At 72.3% G+C, this 26539-nt stretch carries 23 protein-coding genes; 14 read left to right on the forward strand and 9 right to left on the reverse strand.

Features of this window, described 5'->3' with window-relative positions:
* Positions 1-3 precede the first annotated feature (3 nt).
* Genes ACEN96_RS16950 through surE form a run of 3 tightly spaced genes read right to left on the reverse strand, consistent with a single transcriptional unit; the run spans position 4 to position 2541 of the window.
* On the reverse strand, positions 4-888 hold the full coding sequence (locus ACEN96_RS16950; protein ID WP_495584260.1) for a peptidoglycan DD-metalloendopeptidase family protein: 885 nt from the start codon (positions 886-888) through the stop codon (positions 4-6).
* 55 nt (positions 889-943) lie between these two features.
* Entirely contained in the window at positions 944-1789 is an 846-nt protein-coding gene (locus ACEN96_RS16955; protein ID WP_495584261.1) for a protein-L-isoaspartate(D-aspartate) O-methyltransferase, read from the reverse strand.
* Positions 1786-2541, reverse strand: coding sequence for a 5'/3'-nucleotidase SurE (gene surE / locus ACEN96_RS16960; protein ID WP_495584262.1), 756 nt, complete (start codon positions 2539-2541; stop codon positions 1786-1788). The genes ACEN96_RS16955 and surE overlap by 4 nt, the downstream gene beginning before the upstream one ends.
* A gap of 95 nt (positions 2542-2636) precedes the next feature.
* On the opposite strand from surE, the gene ACEN96_RS16965 reads away from it, so the two are divergent.
* Both ACEN96_RS16965 and ACEN96_RS16970 read left to right on the forward strand, forming a co-directional pair.
* Entirely contained in the window at positions 2637-3614 is a 978-nt protein-coding gene (locus ACEN96_RS16965; RefSeq protein WP_495584263.1) for an NADPH:quinone oxidoreductase family protein, read from the forward strand.
* A 94-nt stretch (positions 3615-3708) separates the two neighbouring features.
* On the forward strand, positions 3709-4452 hold the full coding sequence (locus ACEN96_RS16970) for a LuxR C-terminal-related transcriptional regulator (RefSeq protein WP_495584264.1): 744 nt from the start codon (positions 3709-3711) through the stop codon (positions 4450-4452).
* Between the two features lie 18 nt (positions 4453-4470).
* On the opposite strand, the gene ACEN96_RS16975 is transcribed toward ACEN96_RS16970, so the two are convergent.
* Both ACEN96_RS16975 and ACEN96_RS16980 read right to left on the reverse strand, forming a co-directional pair.
* Positions 4471-6855: a TonB-dependent receptor plug domain-containing protein gene (locus ACEN96_RS16975; RefSeq protein ID WP_495584265.1), complete on the reverse strand. Its 2385-nt coding sequence runs from the start codon at positions 6853-6855 to the stop codon at positions 4471-4473.
* A gap of 119 nt (positions 6856-6974) precedes the next feature.
* A complete protein-coding gene (locus ACEN96_RS16980; RefSeq protein ID WP_495584266.1) occupies positions 6975-7595 on the reverse strand; it encodes a GNAT family N-acetyltransferase in 621 nt (206 codons plus the stop codon).
* A 194-nt stretch (positions 7596-7789) separates the two neighbouring features.
* Here ACEN96_RS16980 and ACEN96_RS16985 point away from each other — a divergent pair, with 194 nt between their 5' ends.
* From ACEN96_RS16985 to ACEN96_RS17040, 12 genes are all read left to right on the forward strand, one after another.
* Positions 7790-8113 (forward strand): DUF2946 family protein, encoded by a 324-nt coding sequence (locus ACEN96_RS16985; RefSeq protein WP_495584267.1) that lies wholly within the window; start codon positions 7790-7792, stop codon positions 8111-8113.
* Positions 8114-8309: 196 nt separating this feature from the next.
* Complete coding sequence (locus ACEN96_RS16990; protein ID WP_495584268.1) at positions 8310-10499, forward strand: TonB-dependent receptor; 2190 nt, start codon at positions 8310-8312, stop codon at positions 10497-10499.
* Positions 10496-11230, forward strand: a complete 735-nt coding sequence (locus ACEN96_RS16995) for an ABC transporter ATP-binding protein (protein ID WP_495584269.1) — start codon at positions 10496-10498, stop codon at positions 11228-11230. The genes ACEN96_RS16990 and ACEN96_RS16995 overlap by 4 nt, the downstream gene beginning before the upstream one ends.
* Positions 11227-12630: a DUF3526 domain-containing protein gene (locus ACEN96_RS17000; protein WP_495584270.1), complete on the forward strand. Its 1404-nt coding sequence runs from the start codon at positions 11227-11229 to the stop codon at positions 12628-12630. The genes ACEN96_RS16995 and ACEN96_RS17000 overlap by 4 nt, the downstream gene beginning before the upstream one ends.
* Positions 12627-13958 carry a DUF3526 domain-containing protein gene (locus tag ACEN96_RS17005; protein ID WP_495584271.1) on the forward strand — a complete coding sequence of 444 codons (1332 nt, stop codon included), beginning with the start codon at positions 12627-12629 and terminating at the stop codon, positions 13956-13958. The genes ACEN96_RS17000 and ACEN96_RS17005 overlap by 4 nt, the downstream gene beginning before the upstream one ends.
* 308 nt (positions 13959-14266) lie before the next feature.
* Complete coding sequence (locus tag ACEN96_RS17010) at positions 14267-14548, forward strand: hypothetical protein (RefSeq protein WP_495584272.1); 282 nt, start codon at positions 14267-14269, stop codon at positions 14546-14548.
* Between the two features lie 2 nt (positions 14549-14550).
* The gene (locus ACEN96_RS17015) at positions 14551-15129 is read left to right on the forward strand and encodes a GTP-binding protein (RefSeq protein ID WP_495584273.1); all 579 of its coding nucleotides are present in this window, start codon (positions 14551-14553) and stop codon (positions 15127-15129) included.
* Positions 15126-16520: a phosphatase domain-containing putative toxin gene (locus ACEN96_RS17020; protein WP_495588628.1), complete on the forward strand. Its 1395-nt coding sequence runs from the start codon at positions 15126-15128 to the stop codon at positions 16518-16520. The genes ACEN96_RS17015 and ACEN96_RS17020 overlap by 4 nt, the downstream gene beginning before the upstream one ends.
* Before the next feature lie 62 nt (positions 16521-16582).
* A complete protein-coding gene (locus tag ACEN96_RS17025) occupies positions 16583-16987 on the forward strand; it encodes a hypothetical protein (protein ID WP_495584274.1) in 405 nt (134 codons plus the stop codon).
* Positions 16988-16991: 4 nt separating this feature from the next.
* Positions 16992-17417: a roadblock/LC7 domain-containing protein gene (locus ACEN96_RS17030; protein ID WP_495584275.1), complete on the forward strand. Its 426-nt coding sequence runs from the start codon at positions 16992-16994 to the stop codon at positions 17415-17417.
* Positions 17414-18364: a roadblock/LC7 domain-containing protein gene (locus tag ACEN96_RS17035; RefSeq protein ID WP_495584276.1), complete on the forward strand. Its 951-nt coding sequence runs from the start codon at positions 17414-17416 to the stop codon at positions 18362-18364. Before ACEN96_RS17030 ends, ACEN96_RS17035 begins: the two co-directional genes overlap by 4 nt.
* Before the next feature lie 86 nt (positions 18365-18450).
* Positions 18451-19110, forward strand: a complete 660-nt coding sequence (locus tag ACEN96_RS17040) for a DUF2621 family protein (protein ID WP_495584277.1) — start codon at positions 18451-18453, stop codon at positions 19108-19110.
* Positions 19111-19138: 28 nt separating this feature from the next.
* Here ACEN96_RS17040 and ACEN96_RS17045 read toward each other — a convergent pair whose 3' ends face one another.
* The 4 genes from ACEN96_RS17045 to ACEN96_RS17060 form a co-directional block, all read right to left on the reverse strand.
* Positions 19139-20356 carry an MFS transporter gene (locus ACEN96_RS17045; protein WP_495584278.1) on the reverse strand — a complete coding sequence of 406 codons (1218 nt, stop codon included), beginning with the start codon at positions 20354-20356 and terminating at the stop codon, positions 19139-19141.
* 253 nt (positions 20357-20609) lie between these two features.
* Positions 20610-22019 carry an efflux transporter outer membrane subunit gene (locus ACEN96_RS17050; RefSeq protein WP_495584279.1) on the reverse strand — a complete coding sequence of 470 codons (1410 nt, stop codon included), beginning with the start codon at positions 22017-22019 and terminating at the stop codon, positions 20610-20612.
* On the reverse strand, positions 22016-25213 hold the full coding sequence (locus ACEN96_RS17055) for an efflux RND transporter permease subunit (protein WP_495584280.1): 3198 nt from the start codon (positions 25211-25213) through the stop codon (positions 22016-22018). The genes ACEN96_RS17050 and ACEN96_RS17055 overlap by 4 nt, the downstream gene beginning before the upstream one ends.
* Positions 25213-26517 (reverse strand): efflux RND transporter periplasmic adaptor subunit, encoded by a 1305-nt coding sequence (locus ACEN96_RS17060; RefSeq protein WP_495584281.1) that lies wholly within the window; start codon positions 26515-26517, stop codon positions 25213-25215. Before ACEN96_RS17060 ends, ACEN96_RS17055 begins: the two co-directional genes overlap by 1 nt.
* Positions 26518-26539: the final 22 nt, after the last annotated feature.

A 26539-nucleotide genomic window follows, 5' to 3' on the forward strand; every position in this document is an offset into this window, starting at 1 on the left:
GCCTCAGCGCGCGGGCAGCAGCCTGGAAGGATCGATCGGCTTGCCCTGCTTGCGCACCTCGAAGTGCAGTCTCACCGCGTCGGCGTCGCTGCTACCCATCTCGGCGATCTTCTGACCCTTGCGCACCACCTGGTCTTCCTTCACCAGCAGCGTCTGGTTATGCGCGTACGCGGTCAGATAGTTCGTGCTGTGCTTGATGATGATCATGTTGCCGTATCCGCGCAACCCCGCTCCCGCGTACATCACGCGGCCATCGGCGGCCGCGAAGACCGGATCGCCGGCCTTGCCGGAGAACGACAGGCCCTTGTTGCGGACCTCGTCGAAGGGCGACGCCACAGGGCCGGACGAGGGCCAGCCCCAGCTGATATCGTCATCGTCCTTGGTCGCCACCGGCGGCGTCGGCGCAGCGGCGCCGCTGGCGGGGCCCGAGGCGGCGGCGGCGGTCGTCGCCGGAGCCGGGGACTTGCCATCCAGCGGACGGGTCTCGACCTTGGAGGTCGCCAGCGGCTTGGTCGTCACCGCGGTCGGGTCGACGCCCGGCGGCACCACGCGCAAGACCTGACCCACCTCGATCAGGTTGGGGTTGTCCATGCCGTTCCAGCGCGCCACGTCCTTCCAGCCCTGGCCGTTGTCCATCGCGATGCGGATCAGCGTGTCGCCCGGTTTGACCGTGTAGTAGCCGGGCTTGCCGGCGTTCTCGGCGCCGGGGAGCGGCTTGGATTCGGGCGCCGGCGTGACGGCGGTGCCGGGGATGGACGATTGCGCGGTCGAGCCCTTGCCGACGGTGCGGTCCTCCACCGGCGCGCGGTGCGGCGTGTTCTGGCAGCCTGCGAGCGCCATCAGCACCACGGTGGCTCCAAGCAGCGGAAGACGGAAGAGTTGTTGCATGCGCGCGTGTGTGTCGTTTGGGAAAGCCGAAGCGCGGCGCCGTGAGGCAACCGCGCTACAGGACCCCTGATTTTAGGGGCACGAACAGGACCGCTTCATGCAGGCTGCGCAGGAAGCGCGAGCCCGCGGCGTCGCGGACATGGTCGATGAGGACCAGGACTTGCCCCCGGCCGCTGGGCGCCGTCATCGGCGCGACCAGCCGGCCGCCGGGCGCGAGCTGGTCCAGCCAGGCCTGCGGGATGTCGTCGCCGCCGGCGGCGGAGATGATGCTGTCGTACGGCGCGGACGGCCGGTGGCCGAGCATGCCGTCGCCGTAGACCAGCCGGACCTGGTGATGGCCGGCCAGATTGGCGCGCGCCTTGTCGTGCAGCGGCTTGAGCCGCTCGACCGACACCACCTGTTTCGAGAGTTGCATCAGCAGCGCCGCCTGGTAGCCGCAGCCGGTGCCGATCTCGAGCACCTTGCCCAGATGGCCGCGCTGCTGCGCACCCGGCGCGGCCAGCATCAGCGCCATCATGCGGCCCACCACGGACGGCTTGGAGATGGTCTGGCCATGGCCGATGGGCAGGCTGGTGTCCTCGTAGGCCTGCGTGGCCAGCGCGGAGTCGACGAATTCATGGCGCGGCACGGTGGCCAGCGCCTGCAGCACGCGCTCGTCGCTCAGGCCGTCGCGGCGCAGCCGCTGCACCATGCGCTGGCGCACGCCGGCCGAGTCCAGCCCGAGTCCGATCGGCGTGGTCTGGCGCGCCTTGATCGCCGCGGCCTGCTGCCAGTGCCCCTGCGGCTTGAGCGGCTCGCGCGCATCCGCGGCCGCGGCCGCGCCGGGCGTGCCGGCGCGCGCCGTCCCGAGCTTGTCCAGCGACAGCGGGAAGCGCTTGGACCGCGGCGGCAGCGAGGTCATGGACGGCCGTCGTTCTGCAGGCGCTGGGCCCACTGGCCGAGCGTGGCGTGCTCGGTCAGGTCGACCTGCAGCGGCGTGACCGACACCGCGCCGTTGCCGGTCGCATGGAAGTCGGTGCCCTCGCCGGCCTCGCGCTCGGCGCCCGCCGGGCCGATCCAATAGATCATGTCGCCGCGCGGGCTGCGCTGCTGGATCGTCGCCTCGCTGGCGTGGCGGCGGCCCAGGCGGGTGACGCGGCGCGGCAGCGCGGCCGCGTCGGCGCGGTTGGGGATGTTGACGCTCAGCAGGAAGGGCTGGCCCAGGCCGCCGGCGATCACGTCCTGGATCAGCGCGCGCGCCACGGCGGCGGCGGCGTCCAGGTGGCCCCAGCCCTTCTCGACCTGCGAGAAGGCGATCGACGGGATGCCGAACAGGTAGCCCTCGGTGGCGGCGGCGACGGTGCCCGAATAGAGCGTGTCGTCGCCCATGTTGGCGCCGTTGTTGATGCCGGAGAGCACCAGGTCGGGCCGGTAGTCGAGCAGGCCGGTCAGCGCCAGATGGACGCAGTCGGACGGCGTGCCGTTGACGTAGCGGAAGCCGTTGGACGCGCTGTAGACCGACAGCGGCCGGTGCAGCGTGAGCGAGTTGGACGTGCCGCTGGCGTTCTGCTCGGGGGCGATCACTTCGACCGTGCCGAGCCCTTCGCACGCGCGGACCAGGGCGGCCAGGCCGGGGGCCAGGTAGCCGTCGTCATTGGCGATGAGGATGCGCATGGGGCGGCATTGTAGGCAGGCCGTCACCCGGGCGACGCGAGCCCCTGCGCGGGCTGCCTATCATGCGCCCTGGCTTCCAGCATCAAGGAGACGGCATGAAGGCTTGGCTGTGCGAGAACCCCGTCGGCGTTGAGGCGCTGCAGTGGAAGGAGCTGCCGTCGCCGCAGCCCGGTCCGGGCCAGCTGAAGGTGGCGATCAAGGCGGCGAGCCTGAACTTCCCCGACCTGCTGATCATCCAGGACAAGTACCAGATGAAGCCGCCGCTGCCCTTCGTGCCGGGGACGGAGTTCGCGGGCGTGGTCGAGGCCGTCGGCGACGGCGTGACCGGCTTCAAGCCCGGCGACGCGGTGGCGGCCTTCACCGGCACCGGCGGCTTCGGCACCGAGGCGCTGGTGCCCGCCGCGCTGGCGCTGCCGCTGCCCGCGGGTTTCCCGTTCGAGGACGCGGCCGCCTTCATCTGCACCTATGCGACCAGCCACCACGCGCTGATGGACCGCGCCGCGCTGCAGCCCGGCGAGACGGTGCTGATCCTGGGCGCGGCGGGCGGTGTCGGCACGGCGGCGATCCAGATCGCCAAGGCGGCCGGGGCGCGGGTGATCGCGGCGGCCTCGTCGGACGAGAAATGCGCCCGCTGCCGCGAGATCGGCGCCGACGCGACGATCAACTACGCAACGGGCTCGCTGCGCGACGAGCTCAAGGCGCTGACCGGGGGCAAGGGCCCGGACGTCATCTATGACCCGGTGGGCGGCGACCTGGCCGAGGCCGCCTTCCGCTCGATCGCCTGGCGCGGGCGCTACCTGGTGGTGGGTTTCGCGCAGGGCGCGATCCCGGCGCTGCCGCTGAACCTGGCCTTGCTGAAGGGGGCGTCGCTGGTCGGGGTCTTCTGGGGAGAGTTCGCGAAGCGCGAACCCAAGCGCAATGCCGCGATGATGATGACGCTGGCCCAGTGGTACGCGGCGGGCAAGATCCGCCCGGTCATCGACCAGGTCCTGCCGATGGAGGAGCTGCCGCGAGCCTTCGCGCGGATGGCCTCGCGGCAGGTGGTGGGCAAGCTGGTGGTGGTCAACGGCTGAATGAGCGGCTGACGGCGGCCCGACACCCCGCTTTACGGGGCATGCAAGCCGGGGGGGCGCTGCTAGGATGCGGGCAGCTTTTGCTCCCCACACCATGGCCGTCAAAGTTCTCATCGTCGAAGACAACCCCGTTGCCCGCAGTTTCCTGTGCCGCGTGGTGCGTGAGAGCTTCAGCGACGGCATGGAGATCACCGAGGCCGGTGACCTGGAGGGCGCGCGCCGCCAGCTGGCCAAGGTGGAAGCCGAAGGCGGGCCGGGCAACGGCTACAAGCTGATCCTGATCGACCTGGAACTGCCCGACGGCAACGGCATGGAGTTCCTGGGCGAGCTGGCCGGCCGGCCGGCGGTGAAGATCGTCACCACGCTGTACTCGGATGACGACCACCTGTTCCCGGCGCTGCAGCGCGGCGCCGACGGCTACCTGCTGAAGGAAGACCGCTTCGAGGTGCTGGTCGAGGAGCTGCAGCGCATCGTGCGCGGCCAGCCGCCGCTGTCGCCGGCGATCGCGCGGCGGCTGCTGTCGCACTTCCGGCCGGGGTCGACGGGGGACTCGGGCCCGATGGGACTGAATTCCGGCTTCGGCAGCCTGACCTCGACGGCCACGGTCAGCACGCGCGGCGTGACGCTGGACCCGCTGCCGGAATGGGAGCGCCTGACGCCGCGCGAGAACGAGGTGCTGACCTACCTCAGCAAGGGCTTCACGATCAAGGAGATCGCGAACCTGATGGGCATCAAGTGGTTCACCGTGAACGACCACATCAAGTCGATCTACAAGAAGCTGAACGTGTCCAGCCGCGCCGAGGCGGCCGTGCTGGCCAGCAAGCAGGGCCTGGTCTGAGGCCGTGCGGCCCCACCCTCACCACCGATAGGCGGCCTTGGCGTAGTACTGCCGCCCGTTGAAGCCGAACGGCGAGAACTGGCTGTAGGCCAGGATGCCGCCGATCGCATTGGCCGTGATGACGCGGTCCGGATAGCGGTTGGTGAGGTTGTCGACACCGGCGCTGATCTGCCAGGCGCCCTGCTCCCATCCCGCCGACAGATCCAGCAGCCAGGCCGGCCCGAAGGTCTGGTCGTTCGCCGCATTGGACTGGCGGACGATGAAGCTGCCATAGCGGCTCGCGGCCGCGCGGCCGATCCATGGTCCCCAGCGATGCTCGGCGCCAAGCACCAGCTTGTCCTTCGGCGAGCCGACGGTGGCCCGCGCCAGCGTCACGCGGTCGATCAGCTCCAGGCCATTGGCCGTCAGCAGCGCCGGGTTGTCGTCGACATGGCGGATCGAGTTCTTGTTGTGGTTGAACGCGACGGTGTACTGCCCCCGACCCGCGGCGCCCCAGTCCTGCTGCCAGGTGCTCACCAGATCCACGCCGCGCGTGCGGGTGTCCAGCGCATTCGTGAAGTAGCGGCCGGCGCTGACCAGCACACCCTGCGCCGCGAGCTGGCTCCGCAGCGCCGCCGGCAGCGAGAGGTTGGCGGAGAGCAGGATCCTGTTGTCGATGTCGATCTGATACACGTCGACGGTGGTCTGCCATTGCGGCAGCGGCTGCAGCAGCAGGCCAGCGCTGAAGTTCCGGGACTTCTCGGCCTTGAGCGGGCGCGCGCCGAGCGCCGCGGCCGCCGCCGATTCAACCGGGAAGGTCCCCGCCTCGACGAGCGCGCCGTTGATCAGGTTGGTCGAGGTGGTGGCGAAGTACTGCTGCGCCAGCGAAGGCGCGCGGAAGCCTGTCGACACGGTGCCGCGCAGCGCGATCGCCGGCGACCAGACATAGCGCCCGGAGAGCTTGGCCGAGGTGGCCGAGCCGAAGTCGTTGTAGTGCTCGGCCCTCAATGCGGCGGAGGCGCTGAAGGCCCGCGTGACGCGGCCCTCGAGACTGGCGTAGGCGGCGATGTCGTGGCGCGAGTGCGCGCCCGCGTTGCCCGGCTGGAAGCCCGGGAAGCCCGAGGCGCCGCCGGATTGATAGGAGCCGGGTTCGCCGGCATCGATCTCGTAGCGCTCGCGGCGGGCCTCGGCGCCGAGCGCCAGCGTCCACGGCGAGATGAGGCCGAGGTCGACCTCCCGCGAGACATCGAGGTTCAGCACTGTCTGCTGGTTGCTGAGCCGGCCGGCATCGAAGCGTGTCGGGCTGGCGTTGCCGAGCGAGTAGTTGGCGGTGTTCGCGACGTCCATGTCGAAGCGGTTGCGGCCGTGGTTGACGCTGGCGTCCCACGACCATCCGGCCCATTCGCCGCGCAGGCCGGCGATCAGGCCAAGGTCGACGCTGGTGCTCTGCTGCAGCGGGAGGAAGCCCTCGGGATAGAGCCCGGCGACGTTGTTGGTGACCGCGGTGGCGCGGGTGCGCCAGAACGCGGCGGTGACCGTGTCGCGGTGGCTGAGCGTGGCGACGGCGTAGGCCTGCAGGCTGCCGGCGAGCGGCAGTTCCGCGTTGAGCACGGCGGATTGCTGATGGCTGTCCGGATCGCCGAGCCGGTTGTTGATCTGGCCGAAGCGCGGTTCGGTCGCGGCCTCGCGGGTATCGAGCCCGGCGCGATTGGTGCGCTGCTGATGGCGGTTCTCGAGCGCGACGCGCAGCCAGCCATCGGCACCGAGCGCCAGGCCGGCGCTCACGGACTCGGTGTGCCGGAAGCCGTCGCCGGCGTCGGTCTGGCCGACCTCGACGCCGACGCTGCCGCCGCGCGCGCCCTTCTTCAGCACGATGTTGATCACGCCGGCGATCGCATCGGAGCCGTACTGCGCCGCGGCGCCATCGCGCAGCACCTCGACGCGCTCGATGGCGGCGAAGGGGATGGTGTTCAGGTCGACGGGCGCGGAGCCCCGGCCCTGCGTGCTGTTGATGTTGACGACCGCGGTGGTGTGGCGGCGCTTGCCGTCGATCAGCACCAGCGTCTGGTCCGGCGAGAGGCCGCGCAACTGCGCGGGCCGGACCGCATCGGAGGCGTCGGTCAGCGACGGACGCGGAAAGTTCAGCGAGGGCAGCAGCTGCGCGAGCGCGGTGGCGAGTTCGCTGGCGCCGGTGCGCTGCAGGTCGGCGGCGCTGAGGACGTCGATCGGCGACTCGGACTCGGCGATGGTGCGATTGACGCGGCGCGTGCCGGTGACGACGACTTGCTGGAGCTGATCGGCCGATGCGGCCGTCGCGGATGGCGGCGAGGTCTGAGCATGGACGGTCGGCGCGAGGCTGGCGATGGAGGCGAGCGCGACGGCGCTCAACGGGCGCTGAGGGCGAAACGGCAGACGAAGGGACATGGGGGCTTTCGAGTATTCATCGATCAAGACAGCCCCATAGCCTGCGTGAGCCGGCGTGCCCGGGCAAAGAAGCTCGGCGCAGATGCTCATGCGGAGGGAGCATTCGACAGCCCCGCCCCTCACGCCACCGGCCGCTGCGTCTCCCCCCATTCCGGATTGATCAACGCGAAGGTCTCGTGATCGCGCCAGGCGCCGTCGATGAACAGGTAGCGCGGGCTGAAGCCCTCGCGCTCGAAGCCGAGCCGCTCCAGCACCCGGCGGCTGCGCTGGTTGTCCGGCCGCACCGACGCCTGCACCCGGTGCAGCGACACCGCCGGCCCGAACGCCTCGTCGAGCAGCCGCCTCAGCGCCTCCTGCATCAGCCCCGCGCCGACGCACGCCCGATCAAGGCTGTAGCCCAGCATCGCGCTCTGGAACACGCCGCGCGTCACGTCCGACAGCGCGCATTGGCCGACCACGCGCTCCGGCGCGTCGAGCGACGACAGCCAGAAGCGCCAGGACGTGCCCGCGTCGAAGGCGGACTCCTCGCGGGCGAGCCGGGCTCGCGTCACCTCGAGCTCCCAATGGTCCGCCGCGCGTGTCGGATCCCAGCGCGCGAAGTGCTCGGCGTTGCGGGCCTGATAGTCGATCGTGGCTTCGGCGAGCGCGGACGCCGAAGCCCGCATCAGCAACCGGTCCGTGCGCATCTGCTTGAGCGGCGAGCCCGCGCGGCGGCCCACCGTGAAAGAAGAGGAAGACATCCCGCCACTGTAGTCCCGCGCCACATGACCAACGCCTCGTCGCGAAAGCGGGTGCACAATCACGGCCGCCGTTTCCGGCCTCCCCCTTCCAGCTCCGGCCCATGCCTCGCTTCAGCCGCTCCGTCCGCTTGTGGATGCTCGCCCTCACGGTCGCGAGCCTCCTGCTGGCGTGGCCGTTGCACGAAGCCCGGCACGTGAGCCAGCCCATCGCCGAGCAGGTGGCCATCGCCACGGCGGCGTTCGAGGCCACGACGGCCGCCGCCTCGCTCGCCAATGCCGGCATCGGTGCCGGCATCGATGCCGACGCGGACGGGCACGACGACACCGGCTCCTCCGAAGCAAAGGGCGCCGGCTGCGCCTGGTGTCTCTTCCACGCGCAGCACGCCGTCGCCGCGGACGCGCCGCTGCCGTTCGCCTTCCACGCCGAAGCCTCCGCGCCTCCCGCCTCCCCGCCCCGTGGCCTCCCCACCGGACGCTGCGCGCTCGCCGCCGATCCCCGAGGACCGCCCCGGGCCTGACGCGTCCCCCGCCGGACGCCTGACACCCCCGTTCGCCTTGCCCGATCCCCGTCCGCGCCACCGGCGCCGGACGGCCGCCGCGCATCGCGCCGATTCCAGTCCAGCGCTGCCCTGAGCGGATCTCCCGATCCGCGCGGCGGCCTGCCCGCGCGCGCCACGCTCCCCGGCGCGCCGCGGGACCTGCCCTCGTCCTGCCATGACCATCTCCGCTTCCCCCGCCCTCGGCCGTCGCTCCGCCTTCGCGCCGACGCCCCTCTCCTTCGCGCTGACACTCGCCTTCACGTCGTTCGACGCGAACGCCCAGGCCACGGACGCGTCCGTGTCGTCCGCGTCGTCCGCGTCGTCTGAGGCGCCCTCCGCGCAAGCGCTGCGCCGCGTCGAAGTCTCCGGCCGCCCCACGTCGCCGGCGCGTCAGCCCGGCGATCGCAACGAGCTCTCGCTCAAGCCCGCCGCCCTGCCCGCCGCCGTCCAGCACCTGGGCGAGGAGGACATGGCCGCCACCAACATCGGCCGTGACATCTCCAACGTCTTCCGCCGCGTGCCCGGCGTGCTGGCCCACAACATCGACCAGGGCGAGACCGGCAACGGCTTTCGCATGCGCGGCTTCGCGACGCAGGGCACGCACGGCGCCGACACCGCCGTCCTCGTCGACGGCGTGCCGCAGAACATCCCCTCCGGCCAGGGCGGCGCGGGCCATGGGCCGGTCTTCCTCGAATGGCTGAGCGGCGACATGATCGGCGGCATCGACGTCGTGAAGGGGCCGATCTCGGCGCTCTTCGGCGACCAGAACCGCGCCGGCGCGGTGGACATCCGCACCCGCGACGGCGGCGCGGCGACGCCCTCCAGCCTCGGCGTGACCATCGAGCACCACGGCCTGCGCCGCGCGTCGCTGGTGCTCTCCAACACCTTCGGCGGCGGCGCGGACGGCGCGCTGGCGGCGATCGACTCGCTGCTCATCGCCGACATCCATCGCAACGACGGCTATCGCCGCGACTCCCGCACCGACCGCGACACGCTCTTCTGGAAGCTGGGCACGCGCGTGGGCGATGCCCGCTACAGCCTGCGCTTCACCCGCTACGTCGCCGACTTCGACGCCGCGGGCTACCTGCTGCTGACCGACCTGGAGCGGGGCCTGGATCCACGCTCGACGCAGGCGGGCAATCCGGGCTTCGGCAACGCGCGCCGCACGATGCTGGTGCTGAACCGCGCGCCCGCCGACGGCGACGTCGGCTGGCAGGCGACCGCCTATGCCGAGCGCTTCGACCGCACGCGCGGCATCGCGACCAGCGCGACACAGCACACGGTGGGCACGGACCATCGCGACATCTTCGGCGGCCGCGCGCTGCGCCACCTACGGCTCGGCGAGGACGCCACGCTCCTGCTCGGCGCCGAGGCCCGCGCCGATCGCGGCGACGCCTCCCGCCGCATCGAGGTCCGACGCGTCCCGACCGCCAACTACATCAACGCGCAGGAGCTGGACCTGCTCACCTACGGCGTCTTCGCGCAGGCGCAATGGCGGCCGCGGCGCGACCTCAAGCTCAGCGCCGGCGCGCGCTACGACCGCTTCGACTACGACATCGCCAACCTCAAGCTGCCGGCCGCCAGCACCGGCTACCGCAAGGGCGTGATGACGCCCAAGCTGGGCGCGTCCTGGTCGGTGACGCCGGCGCTGGAGCTGTTCGCCAACGTCGCGCAGGGCATGCGCTCCCCGGCCGCGGAGCAGATCAGCAGCAGCGGCCCGGCCGGCCCGCTCGGCGCGCGAGGCGGCATCGTCAGCCCGGTCGCGCCAAGCAAGGTACGCTCCTACGATGCCGGCTTCACCGCCGCGCCGCTCACCGGCTGGACCGTCTCCGGCTCGGCCTACCTCATCCAGAACGACGACGAGATCACCGGCCAGCCCGATGGCTCCTTCAGATCGGTCGGCGACACCTCGCGCAAGGGCTTCGAGCTCGAGGCCCGCTGGCAGCTCGCCAGTTCAACCAGCATCCATGCCAGTGCCGCCCGCATCGTCGAGGCCACGATCAACAACCCCGTCCCCAACACCGGCGCGAAGCTGCCCGTGCCCGCGCGCCAGTTCAAGGCCGGCGCGCGGCACCGCTTCGCGCTCGGCCCCGGCCGTCTGACGCTGAACGCCGATGCCTACGCCCTCGGCGGCATCCCGTACTACGCGGGCACGCCGCAGACGCAGGAGCGCACGATGCCGGCATACATGCGCTACGACCTGCGCGCGACTTACGACTGGGGCTCGATGCAGGCCACGCTGTACGCGGTCTTCCAGCCCCGGCGTTTCGCCTCCGAGATCGCCTATGGCAGCGCGGCCGGGCTGATGTTGTCGCCGGTGCCGCGCGCCACCGCCGGCGCTTCGCTGAAGGTCTTCTTCCAATGAGCGCCGCTGCCTTGCTCGAGGCCCGGCGCCTCGTCATCCGCCGCGGCGACCGCGTCACCCTCGACACGCTGGACCTGACGGTGCCCGCCGGCTGCGTCTACGCGCTGCTGGGCGGCAACGGGGCTGGCAAGACCACCGCGCTGAACGCGTTGCTGGGCTTCGTGCCCGCGGCCTCCGGCCAGGCGCTGGTGGACGGCATCGACGCCTCGCGCGACCCGCAGGCGGCGCGCGCGCGGATCGCCTACCTGCCGGAGAACGTCGCGCTCTACCCCTACCTCAGCGGCATCGAGAACCTGCGCTACTTCTGTGCCCTGTCCGGCCTGCGCCTGGGCACGGACAGCGCCCGTGCGCTGCTCGCCGCGGCCGGCCTGGCCGGCGAGGCCCAGCCGCGCCGCGTCGGCGGCTACTCCAAGGGCATGCGGCAGAAGGTCGGGCTCGCGATCGCGCGCGCCCGCAAGGCCCGCGCGATGCTGCTCGACGAGCCGACCTCGGGCCTGGACCCGTCGGCCGCCAACGAGTTCGCGCGCGGCGTGCTCGCGGCGCGCGACGAGGGCCTGGCGATCCTGATGGCGACGCACGACCTGTTCAACGCGCTCCAGGTCGCGGACCGCATCGGCATCCTGCGCGAAGGCCGGCTGGTCGCCGAGCTCCCGGCGCGCGACATCGCGCACGACGAGCTCGAGCGCATCTACCTGCGCCATGCGCGCGCCGCGGACGAGGTGTCGCCATGATGGGCGCGCTGGTGCTCAAGGAAACGCGCGCGCTGCTGCGCGACGGCCGTCTCTGGATGCTGGGCGGGGCGCTGTTCCTGCTCTTCGTGGCGATGCTCGCGACGGCCCAGCTGCGGCTGCAGCGGGCCGGGCAGGAACGGCAGGAGGCCGAGGCCGCGTCACGCGCGCAATGGGACCATCAGGGCGAGAAGCACCCGCATCGCGGCGCGCACTTCGGGCTGTACGCGTTCAAGCCGGCATCGCCGCTGGCCGGCATCGAGCCGGGCATCGACGCGCATGCCGGCCAGGCGCTGTGGCTGGAGCCGCACCGGCGCAACATGGCGATGTTCCCGCCCGCGGCGGACGCGGCGCCGTCGATCGGGCTCGGACGCCTGACGCCGGCCTTCGTGCTGCTGACGCTGGTGCCGCTGCTGATCGCGGTCCTCGGCCACGGCACGGTGGCGCAGGAACGCGAGTCCGGCACGCTGCGCCTGCTGCAGGCCTGCGGGGCGCGCGCCCGGCCCCTGGTGCTCGGCAAGTGGCTGGGCCTGTGCGCCGGCATGAGCCTGGTGCTGATGCCAGCGCTGCTGATCGGCGCGTGGCTGGTCGTGGACCGGCGCGGCCTGCCGCAGGCGCTGGCGCTGGGCGCGGCGCTGATCGCGTACTACGCGGTGTGGGCGGCGCTGACGGTGCTGGTGTCGATGCACAGCCGCAGCTCGCGCGCGGCACTGCTGGCATTGATCGCGGCGTGGGTGATGGCGATGTTCATCGTGCCGCGGCTGGGCGCGGCGCTGGTCGAGCATTCGACACCGCTGCCGACGGGTCAGGTCTTCTGGGCCGCGATCGCCAAGGACATCGAGGACGGCCTGCCCGGCGATGGCAACGCGCGGGAACGCCTGCGCGCGCATGAGGCCACCCTCCTCGCCGGACATGGCGTGACCCGGCTCGACGACCTGCCCTTCGGCGCGAACGCGAAACGCCGGATGTTCCGCGATGCCTACGCGGCGCGCGTCCATGCCTTGCACTTCAGCGCCCTGTGGGAGGCGCGCCTGCGGCAGCAGGTGCTGCTGCGCGGCATCACCTGGCCCAGCCCGATGGCGCCGATGCGCGCGATCGGGAGCGCGCTCGCGGGGACCGACCTGGCGCACCGGCGCCATTTCGAGGATGCCGCCGAGCAGTACCGCCAGCGCTTCACCACGCTGATGGATGAATGGGACCTCCAGGCGACGCGCGGCCTCACGGCCTCCGACCGCAAGTACGCAGGCGACGCGCAGTGGCAGGCGATGCCGGCCTGGGCCTATGAACCGCCCGGGATCGGCTTCGCGCTGCGATCGGCGTGGCCGGACTTCGCCGCGCTCGCGCTGTGGCTGGTGACGGCCGTGGCCGCGCTCGCCCTCACGGCGCGGAGGGTGGCGCCATGAGGCTCTTGAACCTGCCGCCATCGCTCGACACCTGGCGCGCCGAGGGCCTGAGGCTGCGGCGGCTGCCGCTGGCGCGGGTGGCGCTTGGCGCGCTGCTGCCGGTGTTGATCGCGGTCTCGACCGCGGCGGGGCTGGAAGCCCGCGCCTGGCGACAGGCCGCGGTGGAGGACGGGATCCGGTTCGCCGCCGCCCGACAGGAAGCGCTCGACCAGCTCCGCGAGAAGCCCGCCGGGCCGGCTGCCGCGCAGGCCACCTACCAGCTCGGACGCGGTGAACTGGGCGCGACGCGCATGCCGGTGGGCGACGGGCTTGCGTTGGGCGTTCAGCGTCTGGAGGTGCTGCCGGTCCGTGAGAAGGCGACGCTCGACAGCCGCCATGTCGACGCGCGTCCGCTGGGCGCGCTGCGCAACCCGCTGCTGACCGAAGGCGGCCTGCCCGGCGTGCCCGCGATGGTGGCGCTGCTGTTGCCGCTGGTCGCGCTGTTGCTGTGCGCCGGCCTGCTGCAGGAGGAGCGCGAGCAAGGCCGCCTCGGCCTGCTGCGCGTGCAGGCCAGGCACGGACTCGCGCCCGTGATCGCCGCCGCGCTCGGCTGGCGATGGCTGGCGCTGTGCGGCGTCGCGATGCTCGGCACGCTGCCGGCGCTGCTGCTGGACCCGGGGACGTCCTTGGCGGCCATCACGGCGTGGGTGGCGGCGCTCGCGGCGTTCTGCGCGGCATGGGTGGTGCTGGGCGGCCTGCTGTCGTGGCTGCCCGTCTCGGGCGCGGCGGCGATGCTTCTGGCGCTCGGCGCGTGGCTGCTGCTGACCTTCGCGGTGCCGGCCACGCTCATGACACTCGCCGAGCGCGAATCGTCAATGCCCTCGCGCCTCGCGGCCATCGTCGCGATCCGCGACGCGCAGCAGGACAGCGAGGAGCGCGAGGAGGCGCTCGCGCGGGCCTGGTACGCGACGCATCCGGACGTCCCCGCCTCGCTGCCGGCCGTGTGGCCGGCGAGCTTCGCGGCGCGCGTGCTCGAGCAGGACAAGCGGCTGCGCCCGCTGATGCGCCGCTTCGACGAGAGCCGCCTGAAGCAGGCGGCCTTCGTCGAGCGCTGGTCGTGGACGTCGCCCGGGCTTGCGCTCGTGCTGGCCGGCGAGCGCCTGGCCGGCACGGATGCGGCCAGCCACGTTCGCTACCTGCGCGAGGTGGAGGCCTTCGAGGATCGCTGGCGCGCGTTCCTTGTCCCCCGGGTGATGGGCCGGCGCGGCCTCGATCCGGCGGATTGGGATGCCCTGCCCCGCGCGGACCTCGCCATAAAAACTCATCACCTTCGTGACTTTTTTCGCTAGGAGTTTGTAGTGCTTCAACTACAAAATCGACGAAACACTACAAGGTGATGGCGCCGGCTTGAGACGGCGCCCCGCCATCCGCCCCGCCATCCGTTTGCACCGGGCGCAGGGCGCCAGGACATGAGGCGCAGTTGATGACTTCAGGATCCCAAGCTCCGGCCACGGAGGAGAGCCCGCCACCCGCGGGACGCCACGCGGCGCCAGCCGACAGCCGATTCGCGGAGGACGACGCAGGTTTCGCGCTCTCCGCCTTCGCCGACTCCGCCCCGCACGCGGATGCCGCCCCTTCCTCCACCGTAATCGCGCTCGTGCGCTGGCCCCAGATGCGCCGGCTGCCTGCCGCGCAGCAGGTCGACATGGCCCGGATCTGCGCGCTGCTGGCGCATTCGCCCTCGGCCAGCTTCCTCATCCATCGCCGCTTGGACCTGCCCGTGGCGACGGTGCGGGCCCTGCTGCGCGAACTGCGCCATCAAGGATGCCTGCGCGCCGCCGGACGTGCCGCCGCAGCGAGCGCCCCGGCGGCTGGATTCGAGGAGCCGGTGCGCGGCGACAGCCTCTGGAGCAAGCTGCTCAAGCGGCTCAGGAGCTGACGATGGAAAGCCGGATCCTGTTGCTCGGCCCCGTCCGCGCCGGCAAGACGACCGCCATCCGCGCGATCAGCGACATCGAGACGGTCGACACCGACGTGCGCCCGTCCGACGACGTGGCGCTGCTGAAGGCGACCACGACGGTGGCGATGGACCTGGGGGTGGTGAGGCTCGACGAACGGGACCGCATCGTCCTGTACGGCGCGCCGGGGCAGGATCGTTTCGACTTCATGTGGGAGATCCTGCTCGCGCAATGCGAAGGCGTGCTGCTGCTGATCGACGACTCCGCGCAGGATCCGGTGGCGGATCTGGCGCATTACTACGGCCTGCTGATGCAGCCCGGCCAGAAGCGGCGTCCGCTGATGGTGGGCGTGACGCACTTCGACGGCCGCCCCGACGGCGACCTGGCCCGCTACGAAGCGGTGCTGGAGCCGGCCCGCGTGGCCTGCGGCTGCCTGTCGTGCTCACCGCCGGTGCAGGTGCTGGATGCTCGCGAGAGCGATGACGTGCGGGCCCTGCTGACCGGGCTGGCCGCCATGCTCGAGGTTCAGCAGCGCTTCAGGACCCGGCCTTGTCTGGCGTGAACGCGCTCACGGGACACGGCGATCCGCCGCACGGCACGGTGCTCGCGCTGCGAGGCTTCGGTGTCTCGTACGGCGAGCGCCGCGTCCTGATGGACATCGACCTCGATCTGCCGGGCAAGGGCGTCACCGTGCTGCTGGGCCCCAGCGGCACCGGCAAGTCCACGCTGCTCCGGACGCTGTCCGGCGTCAACGACGGCCATCCCCTGCTCCGGCTCGACGGCCACCGGCAGTACCAGGCCAGGGACCAGCGCCCGCCGCTCGTCATGCAGAAGACCCCGTTGATGGTCTCCAGCGTGTTCGAGAACCTGGTCGACGGATGGCCGGCGCGCGCGCGCATGACCGCCCGCGAACAGGTCATTCATGTGTCGGCCTGGCTGGCGTCGCTCGGCCTGCAACGGCTGAGCGGACACCTGCGGGACGCCGTGCTCGACATGCCGCCCGCCGACCAGCGCCTGGTGGCCATCCTGCGCGCGGCCCTGCATGAGACACCGCTGATGCTGGTGGACGAACCGACCGCCGGCCTGCACGGGGATGAGGCCGCCGCCATCGTGGACCTGCTGCGCCTGCTCGGGACGCGGCGCGCCGTGCTGGTGGCGACGCACCACCTCGGGCATGCCCGCGCGATGGCGGATCACGTGCTGCTGATCGCCAGCCGCCGGGTGCAGGAGTTCGGACCGGCGGGCGCCTTCTTCGACACGCCGCGCTCGGACGCCGGACGCGAGTTCCTGCGCACCGGCTCCTGCCCCGAGGAGCCGCTGGCGGCCATCGACGCCGCGCCTCAAGACCCTCCCGCGCCGGAGCCCGGACGGACCGCGGCCCCGGCCGTGGCGCCCGCGCCGGCCCGTCCGCGTTCGCTCGGGCCCACCGGCTTCGCCTGGCTGATGCCCGGGCAGCTTGCCGGAACCCCGTGGCCGGGCCTGGTGCATCCGGCGGACTATGACCTGGGCCTGCTGCAGGGCGTCGGCGTGACGCGGCTGGTGTCGCTGACCGACCGGCCGTTCGACGCCCCGCGGGCCGCGGCTTGCGGCATGACCGTCAGCCATGACGCCATCATCGACATGCAGCCCCCGACGGCGGAACAGGCGCTGCGGCTCTGCCGCAGCCTGGACGAGTGGCTGGGCCGCGCGGAGGTCGTGGCCGTGCATTGCCGCGCGGGTCTGGGCCGCACCGGCACCTTGCTGGCCGCCTACTGGATATGGCGTCATGCCGGACGCCTGGACGGGGGCCGGGCCTTGCGGGACGTGCGCCAGCGCCACCCGGGGTGGGTGCAGTCCCCCTCGCAGATCGAATTCCTGGACAGGTTCGCGCGCGACGTCGCGGGCGGACTGCAAGTCCTGGGCGAGCGGGCGGGCCTGGCTCCCGCGGCACGCATCTCCCCGTCTCCCTGCTAGCCGCTTGCGCGGCATTCCCCCTGTTTCTCTTCCAACGTTTCTCCTCCAACGAAAGGCATCCCATGTCCAAGCTCGACGCAGCCCTGCAGAAGGCCATCACCAGTGTTCCCGATTGCGTCGCCACCGGTTTTGTCGACCTGGCCTCCGGCATGTTGCTGGGCGTCAAGACCGTCGACTCGCATCCGCAGGAGGTCATCGAGATGCTGGCCGCCGCCACCGCCGACCTGTTCCAGGGTCCCAGCGTGGTCGCCATCGAACGGCTGTTCCGCTCGGCCCGCGGCGTGCCCGAGGACGGTCATCACTACTTCCAGGAAATGATCGTGAACAGCGACAACCTGATCCACGTGTTCCTGCGCGGCAAGCGCCAGCAACAGGTCGCGACCTACGTGTGCCGCAAGGGCGCCAACCTCGGCATGGTGCTGACGAAGGCGCGCATGGCGCTGCCCGAGATCGAAGCGGCGCTCTGAGCGGATGACGCCCCCCACCGCCCTCTCCGCGGCGCAGTCCAGCCAGGCGCGCTCGGTGCTGCGCGCGCTGCGCGGCGATCACCACGCCATCGAAGCCTGCGCGTTGATGACCAGCGACGGCCGCGTGGTGGCCTCCGTGCTGGGCCAGGACATCGATCCGGACCGGTTCGGCGCGATGTGCGCGGCGCTGCTCGCGCTGGGCGGCCGCGCCGCCCGGGAAGCGCAGCGCGGCGAGCTGCAGCAGCTGATCCTGGAAGGCCAGGCGGGTCCCGTCCTGCTCACGCGCACCGGCGAGCACGGCGTGCTGGCGGTCGCGGCGTCGCCCGAATGCCCGCTGGGGCGCCTGCTCATCGGGGCGCGCACGGCGGCGCTGGCGATGGCGGGGCTCATGGGTGGGATGACGGGCGGGATGACGGGCGGGGCTCGATGACCACCGTCCGCTACGTCGACCTCACGCCGCTGGGCGTGATGCGCGGCCTGTCGGAAGGGCGCCGCGACGATGCCAGCGCGCTGCTGCAGGCGCTGTTGCTGCGCGATCCCGGCCGCGCCTGGGAGCCCGCCGAGCTGGCGGCCTTGCCGCCGAGGCGGGCGCAGGACTGGGCTCGCCTGATGTTCCAGCTCCAGCGCGCGGCCTGCATCGACACCTTCCTCGCGCCGCCCGCCAATCCGGATCCGCGCTGGGCCGGCGTCCAGTCGGACCTCGCGGCGATGGTGGCGCTGGGCGCCTCGCAGGCGGCCCTGCTGGATGCGGACGGACTCGTGGTGGCTCAGGCGCTGGGCGCCGACTGCCAGGACCGCCGGGACCGCGGCACGGCATCGCCGCCCCAGGCCTGCGTGCGCTTGCGAGCCGGCGACGGCGCGAACGCCGCCGTCTACGGCCTGGCCCTGCAGGGCCTCGCCCCCGAGCGCTGCCCGCCGCTGGTGCGGCTCGCGCGCCGCCTGGTGCGGCTGAACACGGCCGTCGCCCCGGCACCGCCGGCGGAACCCGCCCGCCCGGTCGAGGACCTGCTCGCCCGGGAGCTGCGGGGCCTGGCCGACCACTGCCCCGGACTGCTGAGCACGGCGATCGCCTCGCGCGATGGCCTGGCGCTGGCCACGACCGGCGCCCTGCAGGCCGACGCGCTGTCCGCGACCTCGGCCTTCCTGCTGGACGAAATGGATACGCACCTGGGCCCGCTGCGGGAAGTCGGCAGCGCCCGCGAGGTGCTCGTGTGGACCGACGGCGGCCCCTGGTACTTCTCGGCGATCGGCCCGCTGCCTTATCTGCTGGCGCTGCACGCCGCGCCGGACGTGCCTGCCGCGCTGCTCCGCCACGCGGGCGCCCTGGGCTGCGCCCGCATGGTCGCGCTGCTGGCGCCCTTGACCGCGCGCCCATGACCGCGCCCGTGACCGCGCCCATGACCGCGGCCTGACGCCCGGGCCCTGGGCCTTCCCAACCTCTCTCCCCTCCACCCCGACGCGCCATGACCTCGCCCTCCCTCGCCGTCTTCGGCATCACGCATGCCGACCTGCCCACCACGGACCTGGCGCGCGCGCTGCGCATTCATCGCGACCTGCTGGGCTTCTGCGAGACGGCCAGAGGCGACGGATGGATCGATCTGGATGCCGGCGGCACGATCGCCCTGCGCCTGATGCAGGTCGCGCGGGTGGAGCATCGCTGTCTGCTGCGCGTTCGCGTTGGCGATGTCCAGGCCTGCGTCGACGCGCTGGTCGCGAACGGCCTGTCGCTGACCCTGGCCGCGCAGCGCAGCGCGGAGTCCACGCTGGCCGCCACGCTGCAGGACCAGGACGGACATGCGATCTGCGTCTGGCGCCACTTGAGCGAGGACGAGTACGACACGGCGCCGGAACTGCCCAAGGTCAAGGCGTGGACGCCCGAAGCCGACGCGCTGTTGAAGCAGTTGCTGAAGGGGGTGCCCGCGTTGTTCCGGGCCCTGGCGCGCCGCAAGGTGACGCGCGTGACGGAGAGCCTGGCCGATCCGGGGCACAGCGTGGGCACGGAGGAGGTCATTCGCGGCTTCATCCTCGCCAGCCCGCGGATCACGCGGGAGCGCAACCGCAAGCCGCTGGTGGAGGCCGGCATCGACGTGTCGCGGTATCAGGCGGAATGGGATGCGCCGTAGCGGCGCCGGCGCCGCGGCTCAGCGCGGCTCAGCGCGGTGGATCCGGCGGCGCAGCCGCGTGACGGGCCGGAATCCACGCGCCCAGCAGCGCCGCCGCCGCCAGCGCCAGCACGCCCGTGACCGCGATGCCGCCCGCGAGCGACGCGGTCGCGACCAGCGCCGACAGCAAGGCCGGTCCGCAGGAGCCGCCCAGGTCCGACAGGAAGCGCCACACCGCCAGGAAGTACGCGCGGCCGTGGCGCGGCGCGAAGTCCGCGCCCAGCGTCATGATCAGGCCCGAGCCGATGCCGTTGCCGAAACCGATCGCCGTCGCCGCGATCAGCAGCGTCGCGAAACCGGCGGTGAACGGCATCGCCAGCAGCGCCACGCCGATGATCGCCATCGACGGCACCGCGACCCAGCGGCGGCCCTTGGTGTCCATCACGCGGCCCGCCGGATAGAAGAGCAGCATCTCGATGCCGCCGGAGATGCCGTAGATCAGCGAGGCCACGGCCGGCGCGAGCAGGAGGTGATCAGCCCACAGCGGGATCACCGCCTGGCGCGAGGCGCGCACCGCGCTGACCAGCACCACGCCCAGACCCAGCGTCAGGAATACCCGGCGGTGATCGGCCACGATGGTGCCGAGCGAGACCGGCGCTGGCGCGGGAGCGCCAGGGGGATGCGGCGGCGGATGCAGGTCGGGCAGCCGCAGCCCGATCGAGGCCGCCGCGAGCACGCCCGCGATGCCGACCGCGAAGGCCGCCTGCAGGCCGAAGGCATGCACCGCCGCGGCCGACAGGAAAGGCCCGATGAACATGCCGATCCGCATCACGCCGCCCAGCGTCGACAAGGCGCGCGCGCGGTAGAGCGCGGGCACCGCCTCGGTCAGGTAGCTCTGCCGCGCCAGCATGTAGACCGCCTGCGACATGCCCACCATGAAACAGCCGATCGAGAACGGCACCAGACCCGAGGTCAACACGCACAGCGCCATGCCGAGCGCGCTCCACACCCCGGCCGCGACGATCGCCCAGCGCTCGCCCCAGCGCATCGTGATCACCGACGCGGGAATGTTGTTCAGCAGCGAGCCCAGGCCGATCAGCGTGACCACGAAGGCCGCCATCGAGACCGAGGCGCCCAGGTCCCGCGCCATCAAGGGCACGATCGGCAGGATCGCGCCCTCGCCGACGCCGAACAGCAGCGATGGACCGAAGGCCGGGACCGCGATCTTGCGAAGGGAGAACTCGGGCTCGGTTGAAGTGGGTGGCATGCGGAGGCTGCTGGCCCTCACCCCTGCCCTCTCCCGCAAGCGGGCGAGGGAGTAAGAGGCGCGGAGCATCAAAGGTGAAGCAAGCGGGCGAGGGAGTAAGAGGGGCGGAGCATCAAAGGTGAAGACGCGCGGGGTGCAGCGGCCCTTTCTTGCACCCTCTCCCGCGAAGTGGGAGAGGGAGGGGTGAGGGCCTGCGGCCGTGGCAGTGAAGATAAGCCAAGCCTCCCCAGCCCCGCGCCGCTACTCGCCCGGCTCAAGGCGTCCAGCGCCCGCCCAGTGCGCGCAGCAGTGCGATGCGGTTGACCTGCTCGGTCTGGCGCAGCGTCACGAGCACGCGCCTGGCGGTCGTGAGCTGGCGCTGCGCGTCGAGCAGCTCCAGCTGGCTGCTGCCCCCCAGCCGGTAGCTGCGTTCGGCCAGTTGCAGCGAGCGCTCGGCCGCGTCGACCTGGGCCTGCTGCGCGTCGAGCCGCTCGTCCAGCTGGTCGCGTACCGCCAGCGCGTCCGCGACATCGCGGAACGCCGACTGCAGCGCCGATTCATAGCCCGCCAGGGCTTCCTGCCGGCTGGCCTCGCTGACCGCCACCTGCGCGCGGCGCTGGCCGCCGTCGAACAGCGGCAGGTCGATCTGCGGCGCGATGCTCCACACGCCGCTGCCGCTCTTGAACAGGCCGTCGAGGTCCGGACTGCGCGTGCCGCCGCTGGCCGTCAGGGTCAGGCGCGGGAAGCGCGCGGCCCGGGCCGCGCCCACGTCGAAGGACGCGGCGCGCAGACGCTCCTCGGCCGCGCGCAGGTCGGGACGCCGCAGCAGGACCTCGGCCGGCAGGCCGCCCGGCACCGCCGGCAAGGCCATCGCGGACTGCGCGCCCTGCGCGGCGGGCAGCAGCCGATCGGGCAGCGGCTGACCGGCGAGCAGCTCCAGCTGCAGCCGCGCCTGCGTGACCGCCGAGACGCTCTCGGCCGCGTCGCCGCGCGCCGACTCGAAGGCCGTGCGCGCCCGTGCCCGTTCCAGCCCCGAGGCCGCGCCCAGCGCGTACTGGCGCTCGGCGAGCTCATGCGAGCGCCGCTGGCTCTCGCGCAACTCCTGGTTGAGCACCAGCCGCTGCTGCGCCGCCGCCAGGCCGAGCCAGGCCGTCGCCACTTCCGCGGCCAGGCTCAGCCGCGCGCTGCGCTGCGTCTCCTGTTCCGCGAGGAAGCGCGACAGCGCCGCGCCCTCCAGGCTGCCGAGCCGGTCGAACAGATCGATCTCATAGCTCGCCAGGCCGAGGTTGACGGCATAGGCCGTGGCCGCGCCGCTGCCCGTCGTGCGCTGCCGCGTCGCGGAAGCGCCCAGGCCGATCTCCGGCAGCCGGTCCGCGGCGGTGACGCGGTACTGCGCCCTCACCCGCTCCACGGCCGCGGCGCTCGCGCGCAGGCTGCGGTTCTGGTCGAGCGCGATGGCAACGACTTCATCGAGCCGCGCGTCGCTGAAGAAGCCGCGCCATTCATGCGAGGCCTCCACGGCGGCGGCGCTGGCGCTGGCGGCGGCCGGCGCCGCCGCGCGGAAGTCCTCGCGCATCGGCGGACGCGGCGTGCCGGTGGGAGGCACGAGGCTGCCGCAGGCGCCCAGGCCCAGCACGGCAGGCAGCACGGCGAAGATCCCGGCGAAGGTCACGGCGCGCTTCATGCCCGCACCTCCGGCTGCGCGGCGTCACCCGGCTCGCGCGGGGGTCCCTCGAGGGCACCGGGCCCGCCGGCCTTGGCCTGCCCGCCCCGGCTGAAGCGCTGCTTGACCCACAGATAGAACAGCGGCACGAAGAAGATCCCCAGCAGCGTCGCGCTGCCCATGCCGCCCAGCACGCCGACGCCGATCGCGCGCTGCGAGCCCGAGCCCGCGCCGCTCGCGTAGGCCAGCGGCAGCACGCCCATCATGAAGGCGAGCGAGGTCATCAGGATGGGCCGCAGGCGCTGCCGGCAGGCCTTCAAGGTCGCCTCGACCAGCCCCATGCCCTGCCCCAGCAGCGTCTGCGCGAACTCCACGATCAGGATGGCGTTTTTCGCCGACAGGCCCACCGTCGTCAGCAGCCCGACCTGGAAGAACACGTCGTTCATCTGCCCGCCGAGATGGCTCGCCGCCAGCGCGCCGATGATGCCCAGCGGCACCACCAGCATCACGCTGAAGGGCACCGACCAGCTCTCGTACAGCGCCGCCAGGCACAGGAAGATGAACAGCACCGACACCGCGTACAGCATCGGCGCCTGGTCGCCGGACAGGCGCTCCTGGTAGCTGCGGCCGGACCACTCGTAGCCGATGCCGGGCGGCATCTCGCGCAGCACCTGCTCCATCGCCGCCATCGCGGCGCCGGAACTCACGCCGGGCCGCACGTCGGCCTGGATCTCGTAGGCGGCGCTGCCGTTGTAGCGCACCAGCTGGCGCGGACCGTTGGTCCAGCCGGCCTTGGCGAAGGCGCTGAAGGACACCATCTCGCCGGCGGCATTGCGCACGTACCAGTAGCGCAGCGCCTCGGGATCGGCGCGGTAGGCGCCCTCGCCCTGCACCAGCACGCGCTTGACGCGGCCCCGGTCGATGAAGTCGTTCACGTAGCTGCTGCCCAGCGCGATCGACAGCGTGTCGTTGATCGTCGCCGTCGACACGCCCAGCGTGCCGGCCTTGTGGTCGTCGATGTCGATCTGCAGCTGCGGCGTCTCGGTCAGGCTGTTGGTGCGGGCGCGGGTCAGTTCGGGCCGCTGGTTGGCCAGGTCGATCAGGCGGTCGCGCGACTCGATCAGCACCTCGCTGCCGACGCCGCCCAGGTCCTGCAGGAACAGCTGGATGCCGGCGCTGCCGCCCAGGCCGCGCACCGTCGGCGGCTGCACGACGTAGATGTTGGCATCGCGCACGCGCTTGCCGAGCTCGCGGCTGAAACGCTCCGCCAGCGCGCCCGCGCCCTGCTCCCGGCCGGTGCGCTCCGGCCAGTCGGTCAGGCGGATGAAGCCCTGGCCGGAGCCCTGGTCGCCACCGGCCCCGCGCACGATGTTGTAGAAGCGGACTTCCTTCTGCTCGCCCAGATAGGTCTCGATGCTCTGCGCGACCGCTTCCATCCGCTCGGCCGTGGCGCCCGGCGCCATCCGCACCTGGATCTGCAGGCCGCCCTGGTCCTCGTCCGGCAGGAAGGAGGTGGGCAGCGTCTTGTAGAGCACCGCCAGCGCGGCGATCAGCAGCAGGTAGACGGCGAAGCTGCGCACGCCGCGCGCGGTGAGCCAGCGCACCCGCGACACGTAGCGCTCGGTGAAGCGGTCGAAGCCGCGGTTGAAGCCGCCGAAGAACCAGTCCAGCTGCTTGCCGAAGGGCCCGCCATGGGCGGCGTGCTCGCCCTTGTGGACGGGCTTGAGCAGCGTCGCGCACAGCGCCGGCGACAGGCTCATCGCCACCAGCACCGACAGGATCATGGCGCTCACCACCGTGATCGAGAACTGGCGGTAGATCACGCCGGTCGAGCCGCCGAAGAAGGCCATCGGGATGAACACCGCCGACAGCACGACCGCGATGCCCACCAGCGCGCCGCTGATCTCCTTCATGCTGGCGCGGGTCGCGTCGCGCGGGCTCAGCCCCTCCTCGCGCATCAGGCGCTCGACGTTCTCCACGACCACGATCGCGTCGTCCACCAGCAGGCCGATGGCCAGCACCAGCCCGAACATCGTCAGCGTGTTGATCGAGTAGCCCGCCAGCGCCAGCACGCCGAAGGTGCCCAGCAGCACGACCGGCACCGCGATCGCGGGCACCAGCGTCGCGCGCAGGTTCTGCATGAACAGGTACATGATCACCACCACCAGCACCATCGCCTCGATCAGCGTGTGCACCACGCCCTCGATGGAGACGCTGATGAAGGGCGTCGTGTCGTAGGTGAAGCTGACCTTCATGCCGTGCGGGAAGAAGGGCTCGAGCTCCTTGAACTTGGCCTTGACCAGCTCGGCGGTCTTGAGCGCGTTGGCGCCGCTGGCCGGCACGATGGCCATGCCGGCGGCGGTGACGCCGCTGCTGCGCACGTTGGTGGTGTAGCTGTCGCGGCCCAGCTCCACCCGCGCCACGTCGCCCAGCCGCAGCGCCGAGCCGTCGGGCTGCACGCGCAGCACGATCGCGCGGAACTGCTCCGGCGTCTGCAGCTTGGCGCGCGCGGTGATGATCGCCGTCAGGCGCTGGCCGTCGGGCACGGGCTGCGCGCCGAGCTGGCCGGCGGAGACCTCGGTGTTCTGCGCCAGCAGCGCGTTGCGGATGTCGCCCGGCACGAGCGCGTAGCGCTGCAGCCTGGCCGGGTCCAGCCAGATCCGCATCGCGTAGCCGGAGCCGAAGACGTTGATGTCGCCGACGCCCTCGATGCGGCTGATGATGTCCTGCAGCGTGCTGGACAGGTAGTCGCCGAGGTCGGCGGAGCTGACGCCCGGGTTGTCGCTGGTCAGCATGACGACCATCAGCGGCTCGGAGCCGGCCTTGGTCACGCGCACCCCCTGCGCCTGCACCGCCTGCGGCAGCCGCGACAGCGACTGCGACACCTTGTTCTGCACCTGCATCTGCGCCAGGTCGGGATCGGTGCCGGCGACGAAGCTCAGCTGCGTGTTGGCGCCGCCGGAGGCGTTGCTCGAGGACTCGATCGAGAACAGGCCGTCGATGCCCTTGAGGTTCTGCTCGATGACCTGCGTCACCGAGTCCTCGATCGCCTTGGCCGATGCGCCCGGATAGCTCGTGTTGATCGAGATCCGCGTCGGCGCGATGTCGGGGTAGCGCTCGAGCGGCAGGCCGAGCACCGCGGCCGCGCCGGCCAGCATCACGACGATGGCCAGCACCCACGCGAAGATGGGCCGGTCGATGAAGAAGGCGGCCATCAGACGCTCCCGGACGCGGCGCCGGCCGGGGCCGAGGCGCCCGCGCCCTTCTCGATGTCCTTCTCGGCGCCCTTCTCGGCGCCCTTCTTCCTGCCCGGCCCCGCCGGCACCGGCGTCACCGGCTGGCCGGGCCGCACGCGCTGCAGGCCCTCCACGATGAGCTTGTCGCCCGCCTTCAGGCCGCTGGCCACCACCCACTGGTTGCCCAGCGCGCGCTTGAGCGCGAGGCGGCGCAGCTCGGCCTTGTTCCCGGCCCCGGCCACGAGCGCCGTGGCCTCGCCGGTCGGCGACCGGGTGACGCCCTGCTGCGGCACGACGACGGCATCGCGGTCGATGCCGGCGAGCAGCCGCGCGCGCACCACCATGCCCGGCATCAGCAGGCCGCCGGGATTGGGCACGACGGCGCGCAGCGTCACCGCGCCGGTGCCGCGATCGACGGTCACGCCGCTGACCTGCAGCTGTCCGGGCTGTGCGAACTCGGAGCCATCCTCGAGCAGCAGCCGGATCTGGCGGCTGCCCTTGCCGGACGGCCCCTCGCCCTCGAGCTGGCGGCGCAGCTGCAGGATCTCGGCGCTGCTCTGCACGATGTCCACGTGCATCGGATCGAGCTGCTGGACGGTGGTCAGCGCCTGCGTCTGGTTGGCGGTGACGAGCGCGCCGGGGGTGACGGTGGAGACCTCGATGCGGCCGGAGATCGGCGCGGCGATGCGGGTGCGCTCCAGCTGCACGCGCGCGGCGTCGAGGGCGGCGCGCGCCACGGCCACGTCGGCCTGCGCCTGGCGCAGCGCGCTGGCGCTGTCGTCGGCGCTCTGGCGGCTGAGCGCATCGGCCTTGAGCAGCTCGGCGTCGCGCTCGGCGCGGCTGCGGGCGACGGCGGCCTGCGCCTCGGCCTTCTGCAGCGCGGCGGCGGCGCGGGCGCGTTCGGCCTCGTAGGTGGCGGCGTCGAGCTGGTACAGCGCCTGGCCGGCACGCACGGTGCTGCCCTCGTCGAAGAGCCGCTTCTGCACGATGCCGCTGACCTGCGGGCGGATCTCGGCGACCTGGCTCGCGGACAGCCGGCCCGGCAGCTCCAGCGCGAGCGGCGCGTCCTGCGTCGAAACGATGACGACGCCGACCTCGGGCGCGGAGGGCTTGGCGGCCTCGGGCTTCTTCTCGCCGCAGCCGGCGGCGACGAAAGTCATGGCCAGCAGCGCCGGCAGCGCGATCGGGAGCGGCATCGAGCGGGGCATCGAGCGGGGCAGCGGGCGCGGCGTCGGCGCGCGCGGACCGGCCGCGCGCGCGAGGAGTGTCAGAATCTTCGGCATGGCGGCGGATGCTGGCCGACGA

Source organism: Roseateles sp. Mitsp63 (genome assembly GCF_059491535.1).

Excerpts from the sequence above, each read along its gene's own strand:
- surE (WP_495584262.1), bottom strand. The coding sequence starts at position 2,541 with ATGCGCATCCTCATCGCCAATGACGACGGCTACCTGGCCCCCGGCCTG.
- ACEN96_RS17060 (WP_495584281.1), bottom strand. The coding sequence starts at position 26,517 with ATGCCGAAGATTCTGACACTCCTCGCGCGCGCGGCCGGTCCGCGCGCG.
- ACEN96_RS16995 (WP_495584269.1), top strand. The coding sequence starts at position 10,496 with ATGAGCGCCGCTGCCTTGCTCGAGGCCCGGCGCCTCGTCATCCGCCGC.
- ACEN96_RS17005 (WP_495584271.1), top strand. The coding sequence starts at position 12,627 with ATGAGGCTCTTGAACCTGCCGCCATCGCTCGACACCTGGCGCGCCGAG.
- ACEN96_RS16975 (WP_495584265.1), bottom strand. The coding sequence starts at position 6,855 with ATGTCCCTTCGTCTGCCGTTTCGCCCTCAGCGCCCGTTGAGCGCCGTC.
- ACEN96_RS17025 (WP_495584274.1), top strand. The coding sequence starts at position 16,583 with ATGTCCAAGCTCGACGCAGCCCTGCAGAAGGCCATCACCAGTGTTCCC.
- ACEN96_RS17045 (WP_495584278.1), bottom strand. The coding sequence starts at position 20,356 with ATGCCACCCACTTCAACCGAGCCCGAGTTCTCCCTTCGCAAGATCGCG.
- ACEN96_RS16970 (WP_495584264.1), top strand. The coding sequence starts at position 3,709 with ATGGCCGTCAAAGTTCTCATCGTCGAAGACAACCCCGTTGCCCGCAGT.
- ACEN96_RS16980 (WP_495584266.1), bottom strand. The coding sequence starts at position 7,595 with ATGTCTTCCTCTTCTTTCACGGTGGGCCGCCGCGCGGGCTCGCCGCTC.
- ACEN96_RS16950 (WP_495584260.1), bottom strand. The coding sequence starts at position 888 with ATGCAACAACTCTTCCGTCTTCCGCTGCTTGGAGCCACCGTGGTGCTG.
- ACEN96_RS17015 (WP_495584273.1), top strand. The coding sequence starts at position 14,551 with ATGGAAAGCCGGATCCTGTTGCTCGGCCCCGTCCGCGCCGGCAAGACG.
- ACEN96_RS16990 (WP_495584268.1), top strand. The coding sequence starts at position 8,310 with ATGACCATCTCCGCTTCCCCCGCCCTCGGCCGTCGCTCCGCCTTCGCG.
- ACEN96_RS17040 (WP_495584277.1), top strand. The coding sequence starts at position 18,451 with ATGACCTCGCCCTCCCTCGCCGTCTTCGGCATCACGCATGCCGACCTG.
- ACEN96_RS16965 (WP_495584263.1), top strand. The coding sequence starts at position 2,637 with ATGAAGGCTTGGCTGTGCGAGAACCCCGTCGGCGTTGAGGCGCTGCAG.
- ACEN96_RS16955 (WP_495584261.1), bottom strand. The coding sequence starts at position 1,789 with ATGACCTCGCTGCCGCCGCGGTCCAAGCGCTTCCCGCTGTCGCTGGAC.
- ACEN96_RS17030 (WP_495584275.1), top strand. The coding sequence starts at position 16,992 with ATGACGCCCCCCACCGCCCTCTCCGCGGCGCAGTCCAGCCAGGCGCGC.
- ACEN96_RS17035 (WP_495584276.1), top strand. The coding sequence starts at position 17,414 with ATGACCACCGTCCGCTACGTCGACCTCACGCCGCTGGGCGTGATGCGC.
- ACEN96_RS17055 (WP_495584280.1), bottom strand. The coding sequence starts at position 25,213 with ATGGCCGCCTTCTTCATCGACCGGCCCATCTTCGCGTGGGTGCTGGCC.
- ACEN96_RS17000 (WP_495584270.1), top strand. The coding sequence starts at position 11,227 with ATGATGGGCGCGCTGGTGCTCAAGGAAACGCGCGCGCTGCTGCGCGAC.
- ACEN96_RS17050 (WP_495584279.1), bottom strand. The coding sequence starts at position 22,019 with ATGAAGCGCGCCGTGACCTTCGCCGGGATCTTCGCCGTGCTGCCTGCC.